The organism is Actinopolymorpha cephalotaxi, assembly GCF_013408535.1.
Taxonomy (GTDB): Bacteria; Actinomycetota; Actinomycetes; order Propionibacteriales; family Actinopolymorphaceae; genus Actinopolymorpha; species Actinopolymorpha cephalotaxi.
The window spans coordinates 1,585,120-1,604,062 of sequence record NZ_JACBZA010000001.1 but is presented as its reverse complement, the minus strand read 5'-3'; the positions used below and the strand labels follow the sequence as shown (position 1 = coordinate 1,604,062).

The window sequence follows — 18,943 nt, the reverse complement described above, 5'->3', positions numbered from 1 at the left end:
CCGACCCTGCTCTCCGGCCGGCTCAGCCGGCCGCCGCAACCCACCCGAGCGCCCCGTGGAGGGAACTTGATCACCGCCATCGTGTTCGTCCAGGCAGATGTCGCGCGCATCCCGGAGGTGGCCCAGGAGATCGCCGAGCTAGACGGCGTGAGCGAGGTCTACTCCGTCACCGGCGACATCGACCTGATCGCGCTGGTCCGCGTCCGCGAACACGACCAGGTGGCCGACGTCGTGGCCGATCAGCTCAACAAGGTGCCGGGCGTGCTGTCCACCGAGACCCACATCGCGTTCCGCGCCTACTCCCAGCACGACCTGGAAGCGGCGTTCAGCCTGGGCATCCCCGAGTAGCCCGCACGGCGAACGGGACCATCCATCCCGATCCGGGTGGCCGGTCCGGGTGGCCGGGTCTTTCCTGCGGCAGGCCGCTAACCGCGGGCCGCGGCCACCCAGCGCTTGAGGGTCGCCTCGGCCCGTCCCTCGTCCACCGACTCCTCGGCACGCGCATAGCCCGCGCGGATCCGGTCCAGCAGCGGCGCGGTGGAAGGTTCGTGCACGGCGAGCGCGGCAGCGGCGTTCAGCAGCACAGCGTCCCGCACCGGCCCGCGTTCACCCGCGAGCACCCGCCGGCAGGCGTCTGTGTTGAACGTCACGTCGCCACCGCGCAGGGCGTCCGCCGCCGCCGGGGCGATCCCGAGGTCGGCCGGGTCCAGCTTCTCCTCGCTCACCCCGCCGTCGCCCACGACCCACACCGACGAGGTGGTCGTGGTGGTGAGCTCGTCCAGCCCGTCGTCGCCACGGAAGACGAAGGCGTCCACGCCACGTGCGGCGAAGACCCCGGCGACGATCCGCGCCATCCGCGGGTCGGCCACACCCACCGCCTGGGCCTGCGGCCGGGCGGGGTTGGACAGCGGACCGAGGATGTTGAACGTCGTGGGGACGCCGAGCTCACGCCGGGTCTGCGCGGCATGGCGCATCGCGGCGTGGAAGTGCGGGGCGAAGCAGAACGTGATGCCCACCTCGGCCGCGATCTCGGCTACCCGGGCGGGTGGCAGGTCGAGCGGGATGCCGAGGGACTCCAGCAGGTCGGCCGCACCACACAGGGACGAGGCGCTGCGGCTGCCGTGCTTGGCCACCCGGGCGCCCGCGCCGGCGGCCACCAGGGCGGCCATCGTGGAGATGTTGACCGTGTGCGCGCCGTCCCCGCCGGTACCCACCACGTCCACCGCGCGGCCGGGCACCTCGATCGTCCGGGCGTGGGCGTACATCGCCCGGACCATGCCGTCGACCTCGTCGACGGTCTCCCCCTTCAGGCGCAGCGCCACGGCGAAACCCGCCACCTGCACCGGGGTGATCTGACCGTCGAGGATCTCGCCCATCGCCCAGGACGCCTGCTCGCCGCTGAGGTCCTCCCCGCGCAGGAGCAGGCCGAGGAGCCGCGGCCAGGTCAGGGCCGGTTGCTGCGCCATGACGGCCGGCTCATCGGCCGGAGGTGGCGGCCAGGCGCTGCCGGGCGAGGGCCACCGTCGCCCGGCACAGGGCGATCGGGTCGATGGGGTAAGGAACCGCCGCCTCGGCCCGCGACCAGGTGGCCAGCCAGGCGTCCTGAACCCGTCCGGTCAGCACGAGAATCGGCGGGCAGTTGAAGATCTCGTCCTTGAGCTGGCGGGCGATCCCCATGCCTCCGGCCGGGACCGCCTCCCCGTCGAGGATCACCACGTCGATGCCGCCGGCGTCGAGGGTCTTGAGGACGGCGTACTGCGTCGCGCACTCGACGAACTCCACCGGGGGAAGATCGCGTTCGGGCCGCTTGCCGATGCCGAACCTCACCTTGTCGCGGGTGGTCCGGTCGTCGGAGTAGACGAGGATCCGGAGGGAACCCGGGGGCGAGCCGGCGGTCGAACCGGACTGGGACGCGGTGGCTTCAGCGCTCATCGGGGTGTCCTCGGCGAGAGTTCGTCACTGGCGGGCGGCGTCGGTCACGACGCCTGTCGGCGTACGGCGGTGATGTTACCCGGCTCCCCCTCGCACGCCCGACCCGCGGGCGCCCGGGGGTCGCCCGAAGGCAGCGGGGATCGACCGACATAATGGCGCACGTGGCGACAGCAACCGTAGAACCCACCGCGCGCTTCCACGGCCACCCGAACCGCCCCTCGATGGTCAGTGTCGGGACGATCGTGTGGCTGGCCAGCGAGCTGATGTTCTTCGCCGCGCTCTTCGCGGCATATTTCACGATTCGGGCGGTATCGCCGGACCTGTGGGCGCAGGAGACGGCGAAACTCAACGTCCCCTTCGCGTTCGTCAACACGACGGTGCTCGTGCTGTCGTCGGTGACCTGCCAGATGGGCGTCTTCGCCGCCGAGCGCGGCCAGGTGGGCCGGGTCGGCAGCATCCTGAACCCCGCCAAGTGGGGCCTGCGTGAGTGGTTCGTCCTCACCTACCTCATGGGTGCGTTCTTCATCGGCGGCCAGACCTACGAGTACTCCGAGCTGATCCACGAGGGCGTCTCGATGTCCTCCACGGCGTACGGCTCGGTGTTCTTCCTCACCACCGGCTTCCACGGCCTGCACGTGACCGGCGGCCTGATCGCCTTCCTGCTGGTCCTCGGTCGCACGTTCATGACGAAGCGGTTCACCCACGAGCAGGCGGTGAGTGCCATCGTGGTGTCGTACTACTGGCACTTCGTCGACGTCGTGTGGATCGGACTGTTCGCGACGATTTATCTCATCAAGTAGGACGGAGCGGGAAGACGTGCCTTTCGGCGTCCGGGGTCGCCCCCGGTTCCAGACGGTCGGGTTCCGGGCTCGTCCCCGGCTGAGCACCATCCTGAGCGCGCGACGTCGCAACCGGTTCGCCGGCTTGGTCGTCGTGGCCCTGGCGTTGACGGTCTTCGGCGGCGTCTACGCCGTCGCCTCCCCGTCGTCGAAGGCGTCCGCTGACGCCGCCCAGTCGACGCAGGTCGAGCAGGGCCGCAGGCTGTTCGCGGTGAGCTGCTCCTCCTGCCACGGCATGAACGCGCAGGGGACCAACGCGGGTCCGCCGCTGATCGGGGTCGGCGCCGCGGCTGTCGACTTCCAGGTCGCCACCGGGCGGATGCCGGCCCAGCAGCCGGGTGCCCAGATCCCGAAGAAGCCGGTCGCCTTCAGCGACGAGGAGATCGCGGCGCTGGCGGCCTACGTCGCCTCGCTCGGGCCGGGCCCGTCGGTGCCCTCCAAGCAGGACCTCGACACCTCCGACCTCAGCGACGCCGAGATCGCCCAGGGCGGTGAGCTGTTCCGTACCAACTGCGCCTCCTGCCACAACGTGGCCGGCAAGGGCGGTGCGCTCACCCACGGCAAGTACGCCCCCAACATCGACGGCTCGTCGGACAGGCACATCTACGAGGCGATGCTCACCGGCCCGCAGAACATGCCCGTGTTCTCCAACCAGGTGATCACGCCGAAGAACAAGCGGCAGATCATCGCCTACCTCAACGAGCTGAAGCAGCAGCCGAGCCAGGGCGGCTTCGGCCTCGGCGGTCTCGGCCCGGTGAGTGAGGGCGTCGCCGCCTGGCTGGCCGGACTCGGCGCCTGCGTCGTTCTCGCGGTGTGGATCGCGGCCAAGACCGCACGGACCACACGCACCAACGGAAAGGGAGCACAGGGCAAATGAGCGACGAGACCTCTCGTGGCGAGGTTCCCGTCCCGGCCGGCCAGACCGGCACCGGGCACGAGGGCCCGGTGCCCAACCCCGGTCTGCCGACGCACGAGCCGCGTCCCACCGACGTCGACGAGCGCGCCGCCAAGCGGGCCGAGCGCCAGGTCGCCACGATGTTCGGGCTGGCCACGCTGCTGACGCTCGGCTTCGTGGTCGCCTACTTCGCCGTCCCGATGGACGCGTCCTTCCTCGGCTTCGGCGCGTCCAGCTTCATCATGGGCTGCGCACTCGGCATCGCGCTTCTGCTGATCGGGATCGGCGCGGTCCAGTGGGCCCGCAAGCTGATGTCCGACCACGAGATGGTCGAGGAACGCCACCCGGCCAAGTCGACCGACGTGGAACGCGCCGAGGCCATCGCGACCGTCCGGCAGGGTGGTGAGGAGAGCGGGATCGGCCGCCGCAAGCTGATCCGCAACTCGCTGATCGGCGCGCTGGCCGCGCTGGGGCTGCCCGTGATCGTGCTGTTGCGCGACCTCGGCCCGCTGCCCGGCAACGCCTCCGCGCACACGATCTGGCGGCGCGGCACCCGGCTCGTCAACGACGTCACCTTCGAGCCGATCAAGGCCGAGGACCTCGAGCTCGGCCAACTGGTCAACGGCGTACCCGAAACGTTGGAGAAGGTGCCCGAGGGCGCCAAACGCCAGGACGCCCGGGCGAAGTCCTCGATCATCATCGTCCGGATGAAGGAAAACGACATCCGGGCCCTCCCGAACCGCCGCGACTGGGGTGTTTCCGGCATTCTGTGCTACTCCAAGGTGTGCACTCACGTGGGCTGCCCGGTTAACCTGTGGGAACAGCAGACACACCAGGTCCTGTGCCCCTGCCACCAGTCGACGTTCAACCTCGCCGACAATGGAAGGGTCGTCTTCGGGCCGGCTGCGCGGTCGCTGCCACAGCTGCCGATCATGGTCGACGCCGAGGGATACCTGGTCGCCCGAAGCGACTTTCACGAGCCCGTCGGACCGAGTTATTGGGAGCGCGGATGAGCAGCGCGACACCACACCCCCTCGGCAAGCCCCTGGAGTTCCTGGACGACCGCATCGGGTTGGCCAAGCTCGTCAAGAAGAACATCCGCAAGGTCTTCCCCGACCACTGGTCGTTCCTGCTCGGCGAGATCGCGCTCTACAGCTTCATCATCCTGTTGCTGTCGGGCACCTTCCTGACGCTGTGGTTCAAGCCGAGCATGCAGGAGGTCGTCTACAGCGGCCCCTACCTGCCGCTGCGCGGCGTGCACATGTCCGAAGCGTTCTCCTCGACGCTGGACATCTCCTTCGGCGTGCGTGGCGGTCTGCTGATGCGGCAGATCCACCACTGGTCGGCGATGCTGTTCATCGGTGCGATGACGCTGCACATGCTCCGGACCTTCTTCACCGGCGCGTTCCGCAAGCCGCGGGAGCTCAACTGGCTGATCGGCACCATCCTGCTGCAGCTGGGGCTGGTCGAGGGCTTCACCGGCTACTCCCTACCCGACGACCTGCTCTCGGGCACCGGCCTGCGGTTCATCGAGGGCCTGCTGCGGGCGTTCCCGGTGGTCGGCACCTACCTGTCGTACTTCGTGTTCGGCGGAGCGTTCCCGGGTGACGTCGTGATCCCACGGCTGTACCCCGTGCACATCCTGCTGCTGCCCGGAGTCATCCTGGCGCTGATCACCGCGCACCTGGCGCTGGTCGTCTACCACAAGCACACCCAGTTCCCGGGGCCCGGACGGACCAACCAGAACGTCGTCGGCTACCCCCTGCTGCCGGTGTACATGGCGAAGGCCGGCGGCTTCTTCTTCATCGTCTTCGGCGTCACCGCCCTGATGGGCGCGCTCTTCCAGCTGAACCCGGTCTGGGTGTACGGGCCGTACAACCCGTCCCAGGTCGGCGCCGGCACCCAGCCCGACTGGTACATGGGCTGGGTCGAGGGCGGGCTGCGCCTGATGCCCAACTGGGAAACCCACTTCGCAGGCTTCACCATCAGCTGGAACATCTTCATCCCCGGCTTCGGCCTGCTCGGGCTGATGGCCGTCGTCCTCGCGCTCTACCCGTTCATCGAGTCCTGGGTGACCGGTGACCGGCGTGAGCACCACCTGCTGGACCGGCCCCGCAACCAGCCGGTGCGGACCGCGTTCGGTGTGGCCGGGATGACGTTCTACGGCCTGCTGTGGATCGGTGGCGGTAACGACATCCTCGCCACCACGTTCCACCTGTCGATCAACTCCATCACCTGGTTCCTCCGCTTCGCGATCTTCATCGGCCCGGTGATCGCGTTCCTGGTCACCAAGCGGATCTGCATCGGCCTGCAGCGCGCGGACCGGGACCGGCTGCTCCACGGCCGGGAGACGGGCATCGTCATGCGGGCCCCCAACGGCGAGGTCACCGAGATCCACGCTCCTCTCGACCCGGAGGAAGCCTGGTCCATCGCCGGCCACGACAGCCAGGAGCCCCTGCAGGTCGGTTCGGGCGTGGATGCCCACGGTGTGGCCGACCCCCACTACCGGCGGCGGAAGCTACGGGCGCGTGCGTCCCGCTTCTACTTCAGCGACCAGCTGAAGGTGCCGACGAAGGCCGAACTGGAAGCCGCTCACAGCAACGGACACGGCCACGAGCTGGCCAACGGCAACGGCCATGCCCGCGAGCTTGCCGAGGGCAACGGTCACGCCGGCAGCAACGGCGAGGGCACCAAGCAGGTCGGCGCCGGCGGCGGGAGTTCCCGCTCCGAGCACTGAGAGGCGCCCCCAGCGCACCCGCACCTGTGCCGCGGTCCACCACCTGGTGGCTGCGGCACAGTGCTGTTCAGGGATCGCCAACGGCACCGGCCCGAACACTGCGGTCAGGACGCTGGTGAGGTTGTCGGGACACGGTGCCGGTGCCCGCGGACTCCAGCAGAGCGTTCGCCCGTGTCTGCGGCTGGGCGGCTCGGTCGAGGTAGTGGCGTTCGATACCTGGGAGCCGGCCGGGTGGCCGGACCCGCTCCCCCACACCGACGGCCTCATCCAGTTTTCGGAGGAACGTACGGCGGAAACCCCAAGGCCGTGGACCAAGCGCTCGACGGCCCGGGCGAGCGCTTCACGATGGGCTACACCACCTTGGTGACGACCGCGGTCCACGCCGGCTCCGGCGCCTGATCGGCAGGGCCGCGAAACACGAACGGACCGCACCGGGGACACGCAACGGGTCCCCCATCCTCGCGGACAGGGGACCGCACCGGGAACACGCAACGAGTCCCCCATCCTCGCGGACAGGGGACCGCACCGGGAACACGCAACGAGTCCCCCATCCTCGCGGACAGGGGACCGCACCGGGAACACGCAACGAGTCCCCCATCCTCGCGGACAGGGGACCGCACCGGGAACACGCAACGAGTCCCCCATCCTCGCGGACAGGGGACCGCACCGGGAACACGCAACGAGTCCCCCATCCTCGCGGACAGGGGACCGCACCGGGAACACGCAACGAGTCCCCCATCCTCGCGGACAGGGGACCGCACCGGGAACACGCAACGAGTCCCCCATCCTCGCGGACAGGGGACCCGCTTCAGCCGTTCGGCCTCGCTCACCTACAGCGCGCTGCCGGCCTTCCAGTCGCTCCAGGACATGTTCCAGTCGCCGTACCCGTTGCCGGTGGTCTGCATCGGGGAGCCGTGCTTGCTGGACACCTCCACCGGGTCACCGACGTGGGCCACGTGCCACAGCCAGTCGGAGTCACGCGTGCTCATGCCCACGCAGCCATGGCTGGTATTGGCGTGGCCCTGTGAGGCGGTCGACCAGGTGGCGGTGTGCAGGAACTCACCACTCCAGGTCAGCCGGAGCGCCCACCGTCCGGTCAGCCGGTAGTGCTCCTTCTCGCCGATGGCCTCGTTCTTGAAGAGGACGTTCTCCCGCTTCTCCAGAATCACCTTCGTGCCGTTGCGGGTCCGCCAGCCCTTCTTTCCGCCGGTCACGTCGATCGTGCGGGCCAACTTGCCGTCGACGTAGACCTTCGCGGTGTGGGTGCGGTCGAGGTCGACCTTGGTGACCACCGAGTTGGTGATGCTGAAGCGGCGGACCTTGTCCTTGATTCCCCAGGCCCCGTTGCCGGCGTCGAAGTCCTTGGTGTTGACCTTCAGTGTCACGTTGGTGTGCGCGGGCCAGTAGGTCCTCGGACGGTAGTGAACCTCGGAGTCGCTGAACCAGTGCCAGGCGCCCTCGACCGGCTTGGACGTCTCCAGCACCAGCCGCTTCTGCGCCGCGGCACGGTTTTCGACAGGCTCGCTGAACTTCACGATGACCGGCATCCCCACGCCGACGTTGTAGCCGTTCAGCGGGGTGACGTCGGTGCCCAGCACCTTGGCCGGCGGTGCCGTGGTGAAGCTCTGGTGGAGGCCTGTCGGCCGCCCTTCGGAGTTCTTGGCGATCGCCTCGACCTTGTAGGTTCTGCCCGGCAGAAGCGCGCCGGCCTTGGCGGTCCAGAGCGTCCTGGCGGCGTTCATCGATCCCTGGAGGTCGTCGACGCCCTCGCTGGTGACCGTCACCTCGTCGAGCTTTCCGCCACTGACGGAGACCTTCACCGGATCGGTGAGTGCCACCTTCGCCGACTCCTTCGCCGAAAGCGCGACCTTCGCCGGTGCTGCCGTCTTCTTGGGAGTCGCCGCCGACCGGTCGCCCGGATTGGCGTTGGCCTCGATCGGATTCCCCGTGGACTGCGACTGACAACCGACCACCAGCACTATTGCCAGCATCGCTGCCAGCACCCCTGCTTTACGCACCGTTGACCGCATGCGCCCCCGATTCCCCATGAATGCTCCCGTCCCGGCGGTCCTACTCAAGCAGGTCGATCCCCCCTGCAGGGACCTCCGGGTGGAAGACGTCTCGATCCCCCGGGAAGTTGCACATGAGTAGGCGTGTCCTGGTAAAGGATACTGAACCGGATCAACCGAACACAGAACGAGGGGCCGGTCCCTGTGGACCGGCCCCTCGCTTCCAGGACGCCGACGGGTGGGTGTGAGCCGACCCGCATTCAGCGAGCGTCGATCAGTGCGCGTGCTCCCCGCGGTAGTACTCGAAGACCATGCCGAGCACGGACACCGCGCCCACCGCGGCACCGATGATGAAGAGCCACCAACCGAAGACGATGCCCAGGACGACCACCGACAAGGACGCCGCGCAGGCCAGCGGCCACCAGCTGTGCGGGCTGAAGAAGCCGAGTTCGCCGGCCCCCTCCGCGATCTCGGCGTCCTTGCGGTCCTCCGGGCGCGGGCCCACCCGTCGGGCCGTGAGGAGCACGTAGAACGCCACCAGGGCGGCGAGCAACGTGGTCATCACCAGCGCGCTGGTCCCCGTCGGGTCGTGGGACAGAAACCAGTAGATGGGCGTGACGAGCACGAAGAATCCGGTCAGGATCGCGAAGATGTATCCCTCGGCCTTCACGAGCGGTCCTTCCGGTTCTGCTGCGAGCTGGAGTGGAGTTGACTGTCGCGGCCGCTCTGCTCAGGCATGTCGGCGACACCGTGCGGATCGTTCTGCGCGAGTTCGAGCAGCGCGATCTCGGGGTGGTGGACGTCGAACGCCGGGCTTTCCGAACGGATCCGCGGGATCGAGGTGAAGTTGTGCCGCGGCGGAGGGGACGAGGTGGCCCACTCCAGCGAACGGCCCCAGCCCCACGGGTCGTCGACGCCGACCTTCGGCGACTTCCAGGACATGATCACGTTGAGCAGAAACGGCAACGTGGACATCCCGAGAAGGAAGGCGCCGATGGTGGAGACGGTGTTCAGCGTGGCGAAGCCGTCCTCGACCGGGTAGTCGGCGTACCGGCGGGGCATGCCCTCCACGCCCAGCCAGTGCTGCACCAGGAAGGTCAGGTGGAAGCCGAAGAACAGCGTCCAGAAGTGAACCTTCCCGAGAGTTTCGTTCAGCATCCGGCCGGTCATCTTCGGCCACCAGAAGTAGAAGCCCGCGAACATCGCGAACACCACGGTGCCGAACACGACGTAGTGGAAGTGGGCGACCACGAAGTAGGTGTCGCTGACGTGGAAGTCCAGCGGCGGCGCGGCGAGGATCACGCCGGTGAGCCCACCGAACAGGAACGTCACCAGGAAGCCGATCGCCCACAGCATCGGGGTGTCGAAGCTGATCGAGCCGCGCCACATCGAGCCGATCCAGTTGAAGAACTTCATCCCGGTCGGCACCGCGATGAGGAACGTCATGAACGAGAAGAACGGCAGATCGACCATGCCCGTCACGAACATGTGGTGCGCCCACACCGCGACCGAGAGGGCGGCGATCCCCATCGTGGCCAGCACCATGCCGACGTACCCGAACAGCGGCTTGCGGCTGAACACCGGGATGATCTCGGTGATGATCCCGAAGAACGGCAGCGCGATGATGTAGACCTCGGGGTGGCCGAAGAACCAGAACAGGTGCTGCCACAGCAGCGGACCTGCGCCTCCGTTGGCCGGGTCGAACACGTGCGCACCAAACTGCCGGTCGGCCTCCAGCATCAGGAGCGCACCGGCGAGGATCGGGAACGCGATCAGCGCGAGGACGCTGGTCACCAGGACGTTCCAGGTGAAGATCGGCATCCGGAACATCGTCATGCCGGGCGCCCGCATGCAGAAGATCGTGGTGACGAAGTTGACCGAGCCGAGGATCGTTCCCAGACCGGCGATGTAGAGGCCCATCACCCACAGGTCGCCGCCGACGCCGGGGGTCCGCACGGCGTCCGACAGCGGGGTGTACGCCGTCCAGCCGAAGTCCGGGGCACCGGAGGGCGTCAGGAACGACGCCATCACGATCAGGCCACCGAACAGGAACATCCAGTAGCTGAGCATGTTCATCCGCGGGAACGCGACGTCCGGCGCGCCGATCTGCAACGGCATGATCACGTTGGCGAACCCGACGAACAGCGGCGTCGCGAACAGCAGCAGCATGATCGTGCCGTGCATGGTGAACAGCTGGTTGTAGATGAGTTCGCCGTTGGTCTTGCCGAGGATCTGCATGCCGGGGCGGGCCAGCTCGGACCGCATGATCAGCGCCATCAGACCGGCGACCAGGAAGAACGCGAACGACGTGACGAGGTAGAGGTGGCCGATCACCTTGTGGTCGGTCGTGGTCATCCACGACACGATCTTCGCGCCCGTACTGCGGGTGCGTACCGGCTCGGTCGGGAAGTCGGACGCCTGCCGGCGCTCACTGAGAATCGTCACTTGGTTCCCTCCACCTGCAGACCCTGCTGGGTGCGTGTAGCCGCGCCGCCGAGGTTCAGGCCCGTCTGGCCCTTGGCCTTGAGCTGGCGCAGGTGCGCGTCGTACTTCTCCTGGCTCACCACGTGCACGGTGAACAGCATCCGGGAGTGGTAGACACCGCAGAGCTCGGCGCACTTGCCGGCGAACTCACCCTCCTTGGTGGGGGTCAGCTCGAAGTAGTTGGTCTTGCCCGGGAAGACGTCCATCTTGAACAGGAACGCCGGGATGAAGAAGGAGTGCACCACATCGGGTGAGTTGAGCTTGAAACCGACCTTCTTGCCCACGGGAAGGTAGAGCGTCGGGAGGTGCTCGGGGTTCCCCGTCTCCCACACCGTGCCGACGCCGGGAGCGTTCTCGTAGTTGAACGTCCAGCTCCACTGCTGGCCGACGACGTTGACGACGGTGGCCGGCGGCTCGTTCTTGTCGACCTTGAGGATGGCGTTCTGGTCGCGCACGGTGAAGAAGAACAGCACCGCGATGATCACGAACGGGACCGCGGAGTAGAGGATCTCGATCGGCAGGTGGTAACGGACCTGCGGCGGAACGGAGTCGTCCCGGCGGCGGTAGGCGATCACCGCCCAGATGATCAGCCCCCAGACCAGCACGCCGACCGCGAGCGCGGCGATCCAGGCGCCCTGCCACAGACTCAGGGTGTGGGTGGCCCGGTCACTCGCCGGCGGGGGCATGCCGCCCCGCTTCCAGGTGTCGAGCTGCTCGGTGGAGCATCCACTCACCACCAGCAGTGCGATGCCTACGAGCGACGCCACGGACGCCCTGCGCAGAATCGGGCGCGGAGCGCGTTCGCCAGCGTTCGACCTCACGGGATGCCTTTCTCCCTCAGACCCTCCGCACCGGCGACTACACAGACCCACCGGGTGCACAGCGGCGCAACCTCGTATCAGCGACAGAAACCCTACTCGCAGGACTTGTACGCACCGCGACGCCCCTCCCGGCGGACGGACGGTCCGCTCAGGGTGCACGGCGCCGCGCCCGTCCGGCGGGTGGACGGTGCGCTCAGGAGCCGGTGATCTTCTCCTGGACGCGGGTGAGCATGGGCTCGACGTCGGCCGCGGCGTCGTCGCCGTACGCCTCGGCGAGCCGGCCGAGGAAGGTCTCCCGGGTGAGGTGGTACTCCTGCGGGCCGACGGTCTCGATCACGTGCGCCGCGAGCAGGCAGCCGACCTGGGCGGCGCGCTCGAGGTCGAGCCCCCAGCCGACCGAGGCCAGGAAACCGGCACGGAAGCCGTCGCCCACGCCGGTGGGGTCGACCAGGCCCCGCACAGGTGCGACCCCCACGTGGATGGGCGCCTCGCCCTTGCGGTGGATGCGGACACCCTCCGAGCCGAGCGTGGTGACGACCACGCCGACCCTGGTCAGGATCTCCTCGGTGTTCCAGCCGGTCTTCTGCTCGGTCAGCGCGGATTCGTACTCGTTGGAGAGGAAGTACGTGGCGCCGTCGATCAGCTCCCGGATCAGCTCGCCGTCGGACCAGGCCAGCTGCTGGGAGGGGTCGGCGGCGAACGCGTAGCCGCGGTCACGGCACTCGTCGGTGTGCCGGCGCATCGCCTCGGGGTCGTTGGCGCCGACCACCACCAGGTCGAGCCCGCCGACGCGATCGGCGACCGGTGCGAGCTCGATCTTCCTGGCCTCGCTCATCGCGCCGGGGTAGAACGTGGCGATCTGGGCGTGCGAGGAGTCGGTCGTACACACGAATCTCGCGGTGTGGTGTTCGTCACTGGTGTGCACCGAGCCGCAGTCGACGCCGTGTCGCTCCAGCCACGAACGGTAGTCGGCGAAGTCGTGGCCGACCGCGCCGACGAGGACCGGGTCCAGGCCGAGGCAGGCCATGCCGAACGCGATGTTGGCGGCGACGCCACCCCGGCGCACCTCGAGGTCGTCGGCGAGGAAGGACACCGAGATCTTGTCCAGCTGGTCGACCACGAGCGAGTCGCGGAACTTGCCGCCGAACGTCATGAGGTGGTCGGTGGCGATCGACCCGGTAACCGCGATTGGCACGAAGAATTCCCCTTAGGAATGGTCGGACGGCGAACCGGCAGCTCACCATACCCAGCCCGGCCCGGTCGGCGCCGGGCTCGTCCCGGCGAGTCCGGTCGGGCCGGCCGTCTCCCCGCACGCCTCCCCCTCGGCCGCCTCGGCCACCTCGGCTCCCTCGGTCCGCTCGGCGCTCCGGAGGCGGTGCGGATGGCCCGTGCCCAGCCGGCGACCGGAACCGGCGGCGGCGGGACCGCGTCCATCGGGCGGGCAGGTGTTCGCCCCGGTCGCGGCTCCACCGTGGTCGTCCGGCACCACCGGTCCTCGCCGGTACGCCGGCGAAGCCAGGCAAACTCGACGTCCCCGGGGGAACACATGAGGTCTCTGTCCGCGGGTTCCGCCCGCTCCACCCGCACTTTCCGCGGCGTACGCACATCCGGCACCGCCCGTGCACCGGCCACCCTGGCCGCGTTGGCCGTACTCGCCCTGCTCACCTCGTGCGGAGCCGGTACGGCCGTCGAGTCCGGCGACCAGGCGGCCTCGCCCACGCCGTCGCCCACCGCCTCGGCCACGAAATCGGCCATGCCGACCTCCTCCCCCAGCCCGAGCGGTACGCCGGGCGGCAAGGGCCCGGGCAAACCCGGCATGCCACCGGCGCATCCGCCCGGCGACACCTGGCAGCCGCTGATCCGGGTGGACGCCGTCGACGGCACGCCCTCCGCACGAACGCTGAAGGTGCACTACACCCTGCCGACGCCGTGCTCGCCGGGCCTGCGCCGCGCCGAGGTGACCGAACGCCCGGACGCCGTGGTGGTGAAGCTGCACCGCGACCCACCCGGAAAGAGCGACGTGATCTGCGCCCAGGTGATCAAGGAGGACGCCGTCGACGTCCACCTGGACACGCCGGTCGGTGACCGGCCGCTGGTCGACGGGTCCTCCGGCCGGGTGGTCAAGCTGCGCGGCTGACGACTCCTATCCCACGGGTCCCTATCCCACGGGTCCCTATCCCACGGGTCCCTATCCCACGGGTCCCTGTCCCACGGTCCCTATCCCACCGTGCCGGCCGGTTCCGGCGAGCCCGCCCACACCGGACCGTCCGGGTAGCGGTAGTCGGCGAGCGTGGACGGGAGCAGCTCCGCCGACATGCCGGGCGCGGTCGGCGCGGCGTAGGCGCCGGCCACGATCCGTACCGGGTCGGCGAAGTGCTCGTGCAGGTGGTCGACGTACTCCACCACCCGGTCCGGCCGGTGCCCCGCGACGGCCACCTCGTCGAACATCGCCAGGTGCTGCACGAGTTCGCACAGGCCGACGCCCCCGGCGTGCGGGCACACGGGCACACCGAACTTCGCGGCCAGCAGCAGGATCGCGATGTTCTCGTTCACCCCGCCGACCCGGGCCGCGTCCGGCTGCAGGACGTCGATCGCGCCCGCCTGCAACAGCTGCTTGACGATGACGCGGTTCTGGGCGTGCTCACCGGTCGCCACCCGGATCGGCGCGATCCCCCGCCGGATCGCGGCGTGGCCGAGCACGTCGTCGGGTGAGGTCGGCTCCTCCACCCACCACAGGTCGAAGTCACGCAACCGGTCCACCCAGCGGACCGCCTCCGCGACGTCCCAGCACTGGTTGGCGTCCACGGCGATCCGGACGTCCGGGCCGACCGCCCGGCGGGCCACACCGAGCCGGCGCCGGTCGTCGTCGACGTCCCGGCCCACCTTCAGCTTGATCTGCCCGAACCCGTCCGCGACGGCCTGCCGGGACAGCCGGTCGACCGTCTCGTCGTCGTACCCGAGCCAGCCCGGCGTGGTGGTGTACGCCTTGAGTCCGTGCGTACGAAGGCGTTCCTCGCGGGCGGCGCGGCCGGGTTCGGCCGCCCGGAGCAGGTCGAGCGCCTCCTCCGGGGTGAGCGCGTCGCGAAGGTAGCGCCAGTCGACCAGGCCGACGATCTGCTCCGGCGTCAGGTCCGCGAGCAGTTTCCACACCGGCAGGCCCGCGCGCCGGCCGGCGAGGTCCCAGACGGCGTTGACGACCGCGCCGATCGCCATGTGCATCAGGCCCTTCTCGGGGCCGAGCCAGCGAAACTGCGAGTCGTCCACCAGGTCGAAGTAGACCCGGCCGAGGTCGGCGCAGATCTCCTCGACGTCCCGGCCGACCAGGGCCGGGGCGAGCGCCCGGATCGCCGCGCACTGCACCTCGTTGCCCCGGCCGATGGTGAACGCGAAGCCGTGTCCGTCAGGTCCATCGCTGGTACGCAGGACGACGTACGCCGCGGAGTAGTCGGGGTCGGGGTTCATGGCGTCGGAGCCGTGCAGCTCGCGGGACGTCGGGAACCGCACGTCGTGTACGTCGACCGCGACCAGTTTCGCCACCGGGTCTCCTCGTTCTGGATGATCTGGGCTTCTACGGGACCTGCCGACGCGCGACCTCGGCCGGAAGGGTGTTCGCGGCTACCGGAGACGGCCGCCCGCGCGACCAGCCGAATCGTCAGACGACCACTAGGATCCGGAGTCAGCTTGCCACGTGGCCGGGCGGGGCCGGACGACCGATCGGGGCGAGCGGCCGCCGGACCGTACGCCACGCCCCGCCGTGTGCGAAGCAACGCGAAACGAGGCAAGCATGGGCAAGCGGGCCACGCAGCGCCACCGGCTCGGCACGAGCGACGTCGAGGTCACCACGCTGGGGCTGGGAACCGCCCCTCTCGGCGGGCTGTTCACCTCCGTCGCCGACGAGACCGCGGCCGCGGTGGTGAAGGCCGCGCTGGACGCCGGCCTCAACTACCTCGACACCGCTCCTCTGTACGGCCACGGGACCGCCGAGCGCCGGGTGGGCACCGCGCTGTCCGGAATCGGCCGTTCCGAGTACGTCCTGTCCTCCAAGGTCGGCCGGCTGATCGTGCCCGTCGAGGGTGCGGACGGCGGTGAGGCCGGCGGCGGGCCGAACGCCAACGGGTACGCCGACGCGCCGCCGTCGGAGGCGACGTTCGACTACACCCGCGACGGCATCCTCCGTTCGGTGACCGAGAGCCTGGAACGCCTCGGCCTGGACCGGGTGGACGTCCTCTACATCCACGACCCCGACGACCACGAGGAGGAGGCCCTCACGGTCGCCTACCCCGCGGTCCGCGAGCTGCGCGACCAGGGCGTCGTGCGCGCGATCGGCGTGGGCATGAACCAGTCCCGCATCCCGACCCGGTTCGTCCGCGAGACCGACGTCGACGCGGTCCTGCTGGCCGGGCGGTACACGCTGCTGGAGCAGCCCGGAGCCGAGGACCTGCTGCCGGCCTGCCTGGAGCGGGACACCTCGATCGTGATCGGCGGCGTCTACAACTCCGGCCTGCTGGCCGACCCCCGCCCGGGCGCGACGTACAACTACGCGGAGGCGCCGGAGCACCTGATCGCCCGGGCACTGGAGCTGGCCGGGATCTGCGAGCGGCACGGCGTACCCCTCAAGGCGGCGGCGATCCAGTTCCCGCTGTGGCATCCGGCGGTGGCGACCGTCCTCACCGGCGCGCGCAGCGTGGCCGAGCTGGAGGAGAACCTCGCGATGATGGAGTACGACATCCCCGGCGCGTTGTGGGACGACCTCGCCGACGCGGGAGTGAAGCGGTATGGCGCCTGACGCCGGCGCCGCGGCCGAGCCCGGCGGCGTGGACGCCCACCACCACGTCTGGGATCTTTCCGTACGTCCGGAGCCGTGGATCGAGGGGCCGGAGATGGCCCCGATCGACCGGACGTTCCACCTGTCCGACCTCGCGCCGCACGCGAAGGCGGCCGGGGTGACCCGGACGGTGCTGGTGCAGACGGTGCCCGACGTCGACGAGACGCGGGACTTCCTCGCCCTCGCCGACGACAGCGACCTCGTGGGTGCGGTGACCGGCTGGGTCAACCTCACCGCGGACTCCGTTGCCGACGACCTCGCCGAGCTGGCAGCCGCGCCGGGCGGGCGGTTCCTGCGGGCCATCCGGCACGGGGTGCAGGGCGAGGACGACCCGGCCTGGCTGTGCCGGCCCGACGTGCGGCGCGGCCTCGCCGCTGTGGCCGGCGCCGGGCTGCGCTACGAGCTGCTCACGATCCCGGTGCAGCTGCCGGCGGCGGTGGAGACGGTGCGGGCGCTTCCGGACGCGGCGTTCGTCCTCGACCACTGCTCCAAGCCGGAGATCGCCCGGGGCCGGCTCGAGCCGTGGGCCGGGCAGATCCGCCGCCTCGCCGCGTACCCCAACGTCACCTGCAAGCTGTCCGGGCTGGTGACCGAGGCCGACCGGGCGTCCTGGGACGTCGCCGCCCTGCGTCCTTACGTCGACGTGGTGCTGGAGGCGTTCGGCCCGGACCGGGTGATGTTCGGCTCGGACTGGCCGGTGTGCCTGCTGGCCTCGTCGTACGCCGACTGGGTGGCGGCCGCCCGGGAGCTGACGGCGCACCTGACGCCGACTGAACGCGCCGGCGTGTTCGGCGGCACCGCCCGCCGGGTGTACGCGCTGGAGTGACCCACGCCGGACTCCGGAAACGGGATTGTCGCCGCCCTGGTGTAGAACCTCCGGCATGACCTACCGCATCGCCATCGCCGGCATGTCCACCGAGTCGAGCACCTTCACCACCCACCGCACCGGCCTGGCCGACTTCCGCGTCGTCCGGGGCGAGGAGCTCGCCGACCGCTACCCGTTCCTGACCGGCTGGCGGCTGCCCGAGCACCCCGAGGTGGAGTTCGTCCCGCTGCTGCAGGCGTCCGCGCTGCCGGGCGGTCAGGTACTGCCGGAGGTGTACGACCAGATCGAGGCGGAGATCCTGGAGCGGCTGCGGGCCGCGCTGGACGAGGGCGAGCTGCACGGGTTCTACTTCGACATCCACGGCGCGATGGCGGTCGAGGGGCGGCGGGACGCGGAGGCCGCGCTGGCGCACCGGATCCGCTCCCTGGTCGGTTCGGACTGCGTGGTCTCGGCGTCGATGGACCTGCACGGGCAGGTGTCGGAGGACCTCGCCGAGACCGTCGACCTGCTCACGGCCTACCGCACGGCTCCGCACGTGGACTACGTCGAGACGCGCGAGCGGGCGGTACGCAACCTCGTCCGCTGCCTGGTCGAGGAGATCCGGCCGGTGCGGGCGTGGGTGCGGGTCCCGGTGCTGCTCCCGGGCGAGATGACCAGCACCCGGGTGGAGCCCGCGCGGTCGGTCTACGCCTCGGTCGAGGAGGCCGAACGCCTGGACGGCGTCATGGACGCCTCGTTGTGGGTGGGGTACGCCTGGGCGGACGAGCCGCGCTCGGCGGCGACCGTGGTCGTGTACGGCACCGACCACGACGTGGTCGGCACCCAGGCCGAGCGGATCGCCCGGGCCTGGTGGGACGCCCGGCACGACTTCGAGTTCTGTGCACCGGCCGGACCGGCCGGCTGGTGCGTGGCGCAGGCGTTCGAGTCCGGCCGGCGGCCGTTCTTCGTCAGCGACTCCGGCGACAACCCCACCGCGGGCGGATCCAACGACGTCGCCTGGCTGCTCGGCCACCTGCTGGCCACCCCCGCCCTGGCCTCCGGTGACCGCACCGCGATCTGGGCCAGTTGCGTCGCCCCCGACGCCGTACGCACCTGCGTGGACGCGGGAGTCGGCGCGCGGGTCGACGTCGAGGTCGGCGGCGTCTTCGGCGGCGGCGAGCCGGTGGCGATGAGCGGCGAGGTCACCCACGTCACCCGCGAGGACCAGGTGGGCGGCGACATCGCGGTGGTGCGTTCCGGCGGAGTGTCCGCGGTGCTCACCAGCAGGCGCAAGCCGTTCCACTACGTCGCCCACCTGCAGGCGCTCGGGCTGGAGCCGGCCGACCACGACCTGACCGCCGTGAAGATCGGGTACCTCCAGCCCGACCTCTACCAGGCCGCCAAGGGCTGGGTGCTGGCGCTCACCCCCGGCGGCGTCGACCAGGACCTGCTCCGGCTGGACCACCAGCACGTCGTACGTCCGGTGCACCCGCTGGACGCCGATTTCGCCGACCCCGACCTGACGCCGGTGATCTTCGGGTAGGCAACCGGTCGAGCATGATCATCTAGGGTTTTCTCGCGGGACACGGACCCTAA

The 18,943-nt window shown here is 69.9% G+C and carries 18 protein-coding genes; 9 read left to right on the top strand and 9 right to left on the bottom strand.

Features of this window, described 5'->3' with window-relative positions; translation table 11 throughout:
* The first annotated feature begins 66 nt into the window (after positions 1 to 66).
* On the top strand, positions 67 to 348 hold the full coding sequence (locus tag FHR37_RS07220) for an Lrp/AsnC family transcriptional regulator (protein ID WP_092885014.1): 282 nt from the start codon (positions 67 to 69) through the stop codon (positions 346 to 348).
* A gap of 77 nt (positions 349 to 425) precedes the next feature.
* Here FHR37_RS07220 and trpD read toward each other — a convergent pair whose 3' ends face one another.
* On the bottom strand, positions 426 to 1,466 hold the full coding sequence (gene trpD, locus FHR37_RS07215; protein ID WP_092885016.1) for an anthranilate phosphoribosyltransferase: 1,041 nt from the start codon (positions 1,464 to 1,466) through the stop codon (positions 426 to 428).
* Positions 1,467 to 1,476: 10 nt separating this feature from the next.
* The gene (locus tag FHR37_RS07210; protein ID WP_092885018.1) at positions 1,477 to 1,932 is read right to left on the bottom strand and encodes a response regulator transcription factor; all 456 of its coding nucleotides are present in this window, start codon (positions 1,930 to 1,932) and stop codon (positions 1,477 to 1,479) included.
* Between the two features lie 152 nt (positions 1,933 to 2,084).
* Here FHR37_RS07210 and ctaE point away from each other — a divergent pair, with 152 nt between their 5' ends.
* From ctaE to qcrB, 4 genes are all read left to right on the top strand, one after another.
* The gene (ctaE, locus tag FHR37_RS07205; protein ID WP_179770985.1) at positions 2,085 to 2,732 is read left to right on the top strand and encodes an aa3-type cytochrome oxidase subunit III; all 648 of its coding nucleotides are present in this window, start codon (positions 2,085 to 2,087) and stop codon (positions 2,730 to 2,732) included.
* 88 nt (positions 2,733 to 2,820) lie between these two features.
* Positions 2,821 to 3,648, top strand: coding sequence for a cytochrome bc1 complex diheme cytochrome c subunit (gene qcrC / locus FHR37_RS07200; RefSeq protein ID WP_456237026.1), 828 nt, complete (start codon positions 2,821 to 2,823; stop codon positions 3,646 to 3,648).
* Positions 3,645 to 4,679 (top strand): cytochrome bc1 complex Rieske iron-sulfur subunit, encoded by a 1,035-nt coding sequence (gene qcrA, locus FHR37_RS07195; RefSeq protein ID WP_092885025.1) that lies wholly within the window; start codon positions 3,645 to 3,647, stop codon positions 4,677 to 4,679. The genes qcrC and qcrA overlap by 4 nt, the downstream gene beginning before the upstream one ends.
* Positions 4,676 to 6,403, top strand: coding sequence for a cytochrome bc1 complex cytochrome b subunit (qcrB, locus tag FHR37_RS07190; protein WP_092885027.1), 1,728 nt, complete (start codon positions 4,676 to 4,678; stop codon positions 6,401 to 6,403). Before qcrA ends, qcrB begins: the two co-directional genes overlap by 4 nt.
* An 830-nt stretch (positions 6,404 to 7,233) precedes the next feature.
* Here qcrB and FHR37_RS07185 read toward each other — a convergent pair.
* From FHR37_RS07185 to FHR37_RS07160, 6 genes are all read right to left on the bottom strand, one after another.
* Positions 7,234 to 8,433, bottom strand: a complete 1,200-nt coding sequence (locus tag FHR37_RS07185; RefSeq protein ID WP_092882894.1) for a L,D-transpeptidase — start codon at positions 8,431 to 8,433, stop codon at positions 7,234 to 7,236.
* 253 nt (positions 8,434 to 8,686) lie between these two features.
* On the bottom strand, positions 8,687 to 9,082 hold the full coding sequence (locus FHR37_RS07180) for a cytochrome c oxidase subunit 4 (protein WP_092882895.1): 396 nt from the start codon (positions 9,080 to 9,082) through the stop codon (positions 8,687 to 8,689).
* Positions 9,079 to 10,857: an aa3-type cytochrome oxidase subunit I gene (ctaD, locus tag FHR37_RS07175; RefSeq protein WP_092882896.1), complete on the bottom strand. Its 1,779-nt coding sequence runs from the start codon at positions 10,855 to 10,857 to the stop codon at positions 9,079 to 9,081. Before ctaD ends, FHR37_RS07180 begins: the two co-directional genes overlap by 4 nt.
* Complete coding sequence (gene ctaC, locus FHR37_RS07170; RefSeq protein ID WP_237768718.1) at positions 10,854 to 11,663, bottom strand: aa3-type cytochrome oxidase subunit II; 810 nt, start codon at positions 11,661 to 11,663, stop codon at positions 10,854 to 10,856. The genes ctaD and ctaC overlap by 4 nt, the downstream gene beginning before the upstream one ends.
* 247 nt (positions 11,664 to 11,910) lie before the next feature.
* Positions 11,911 to 12,912, bottom strand: a complete 1,002-nt coding sequence (locus FHR37_RS07165) for a carbohydrate kinase family protein (protein WP_092882897.1) — start codon at positions 12,910 to 12,912, stop codon at positions 11,911 to 11,913.
* Between the two features lie 42 nt (positions 12,913 to 12,954).
* Positions 12,955 to 13,203, bottom strand: coding sequence for a hypothetical protein (locus FHR37_RS07160; RefSeq protein WP_139238897.1), 249 nt, complete (start codon positions 13,201 to 13,203; stop codon positions 12,955 to 12,957).
* Between the two features lie 60 nt (positions 13,204 to 13,263).
* Here FHR37_RS07160 and FHR37_RS07155 point away from each other — a divergent pair, with 60 nt between their 5' ends.
* Positions 13,264 to 13,854, top strand: a complete 591-nt coding sequence (locus FHR37_RS07155) for a hypothetical protein (protein ID WP_092882899.1) — start codon at positions 13,264 to 13,266, stop codon at positions 13,852 to 13,854.
* An 80-nt stretch (positions 13,855 to 13,934) separates the two neighbouring features.
* On the opposite strand, the gene FHR37_RS07150 is transcribed toward FHR37_RS07155, so the two are convergent.
* A complete protein-coding gene (locus tag FHR37_RS07150; RefSeq protein ID WP_092882900.1) occupies positions 13,935 to 15,254 on the bottom strand; it encodes an enolase C-terminal domain-like protein in 1,320 nt (439 codons plus the stop codon).
* Positions 15,255 to 15,501: 247 nt separating this feature from the next.
* Between FHR37_RS07150 and FHR37_RS07145 the strand changes: the two genes are divergently transcribed.
* From FHR37_RS07145 to FHR37_RS07135, 3 genes are read left to right on the top strand one after another with little or no spacing between them, the layout of a single operon-like run.
* Positions 15,502 to 16,503 carry an aldo/keto reductase gene (locus FHR37_RS07145; RefSeq protein ID WP_092882901.1) on the top strand — a complete coding sequence of 334 codons (1,002 nt, stop codon included), beginning with the start codon at positions 15,502 to 15,504 and terminating at the stop codon, positions 16,501 to 16,503.
* On the top strand, positions 16,493 to 17,368 hold the full coding sequence (locus tag FHR37_RS07140; protein ID WP_092882902.1) for an amidohydrolase family protein: 876 nt from the start codon (positions 16,493 to 16,495) through the stop codon (positions 17,366 to 17,368). Before FHR37_RS07145 ends, FHR37_RS07140 begins: the two co-directional genes overlap by 11 nt.
* A gap of 55 nt (positions 17,369 to 17,423) precedes the next feature.
* Entirely contained in the window at positions 17,424 to 18,890 is a 1,467-nt protein-coding gene (locus tag FHR37_RS07135; RefSeq protein WP_092882903.1) for a M81 family metallopeptidase, read from the top strand.
* The last annotated feature ends 53 nt before the right edge of the window (positions 18,891 to 18,943 follow it).

What these genes read in the sequence shown, in the direction of transcription:
- trpD (WP_092885016.1), bottom strand. Translation starts at nt 1,466, where the DNA reads ATGGCGCAGCAACCGGCCCTGACCTGGCCGCGGCTCCTCGGCCTGCTC.
- FHR37_RS07210 (WP_092885018.1), bottom strand. Translation starts at nt 1,932, where the DNA reads ATGAGCGCTGAAGCCACCGCGTCCCAGTCCGGTTCGACCGCCGGCTCG.
- ctaE (WP_179770985.1), top strand. Translation starts at nt 2,085, where the DNA reads ATGGCGCACGTGGCGACAGCAACCGTAGAACCCACCGCGCGCTTCCAC.
- qcrA (WP_092885025.1), top strand. Translation starts at nt 3,645, where the DNA reads ATGAGCGACGAGACCTCTCGTGGCGAGGTTCCCGTCCCGGCCGGCCAG.
- qcrB (WP_092885027.1), top strand. Translation starts at nt 4,676, where the DNA reads ATGAGCAGCGCGACACCACACCCCCTCGGCAAGCCCCTGGAGTTCCTG.
- FHR37_RS07185 (WP_092882894.1), bottom strand. Translation starts at nt 8,433, where the DNA reads ATGCGGTCAACGGTGCGTAAAGCAGGGGTGCTGGCAGCGATGCTGGCA.
- FHR37_RS07155 (WP_092882899.1), top strand. Translation starts at nt 13,264, where the DNA reads ATGAGGTCTCTGTCCGCGGGTTCCGCCCGCTCCACCCGCACTTTCCGC.
- FHR37_RS07145 (WP_092882901.1), top strand. Translation starts at nt 15,502, where the DNA reads ATGGGCAAGCGGGCCACGCAGCGCCACCGGCTCGGCACGAGCGACGTC.
- FHR37_RS07140 (WP_092882902.1), top strand. Translation starts at nt 16,493, where the DNA reads ATGGCGCCTGACGCCGGCGCCGCGGCCGAGCCCGGCGGCGTGGACGCC.
- FHR37_RS07135 (WP_092882903.1), top strand. Translation starts at nt 17,424, where the DNA reads ATGACCTACCGCATCGCCATCGCCGGCATGTCCACCGAGTCGAGCACC.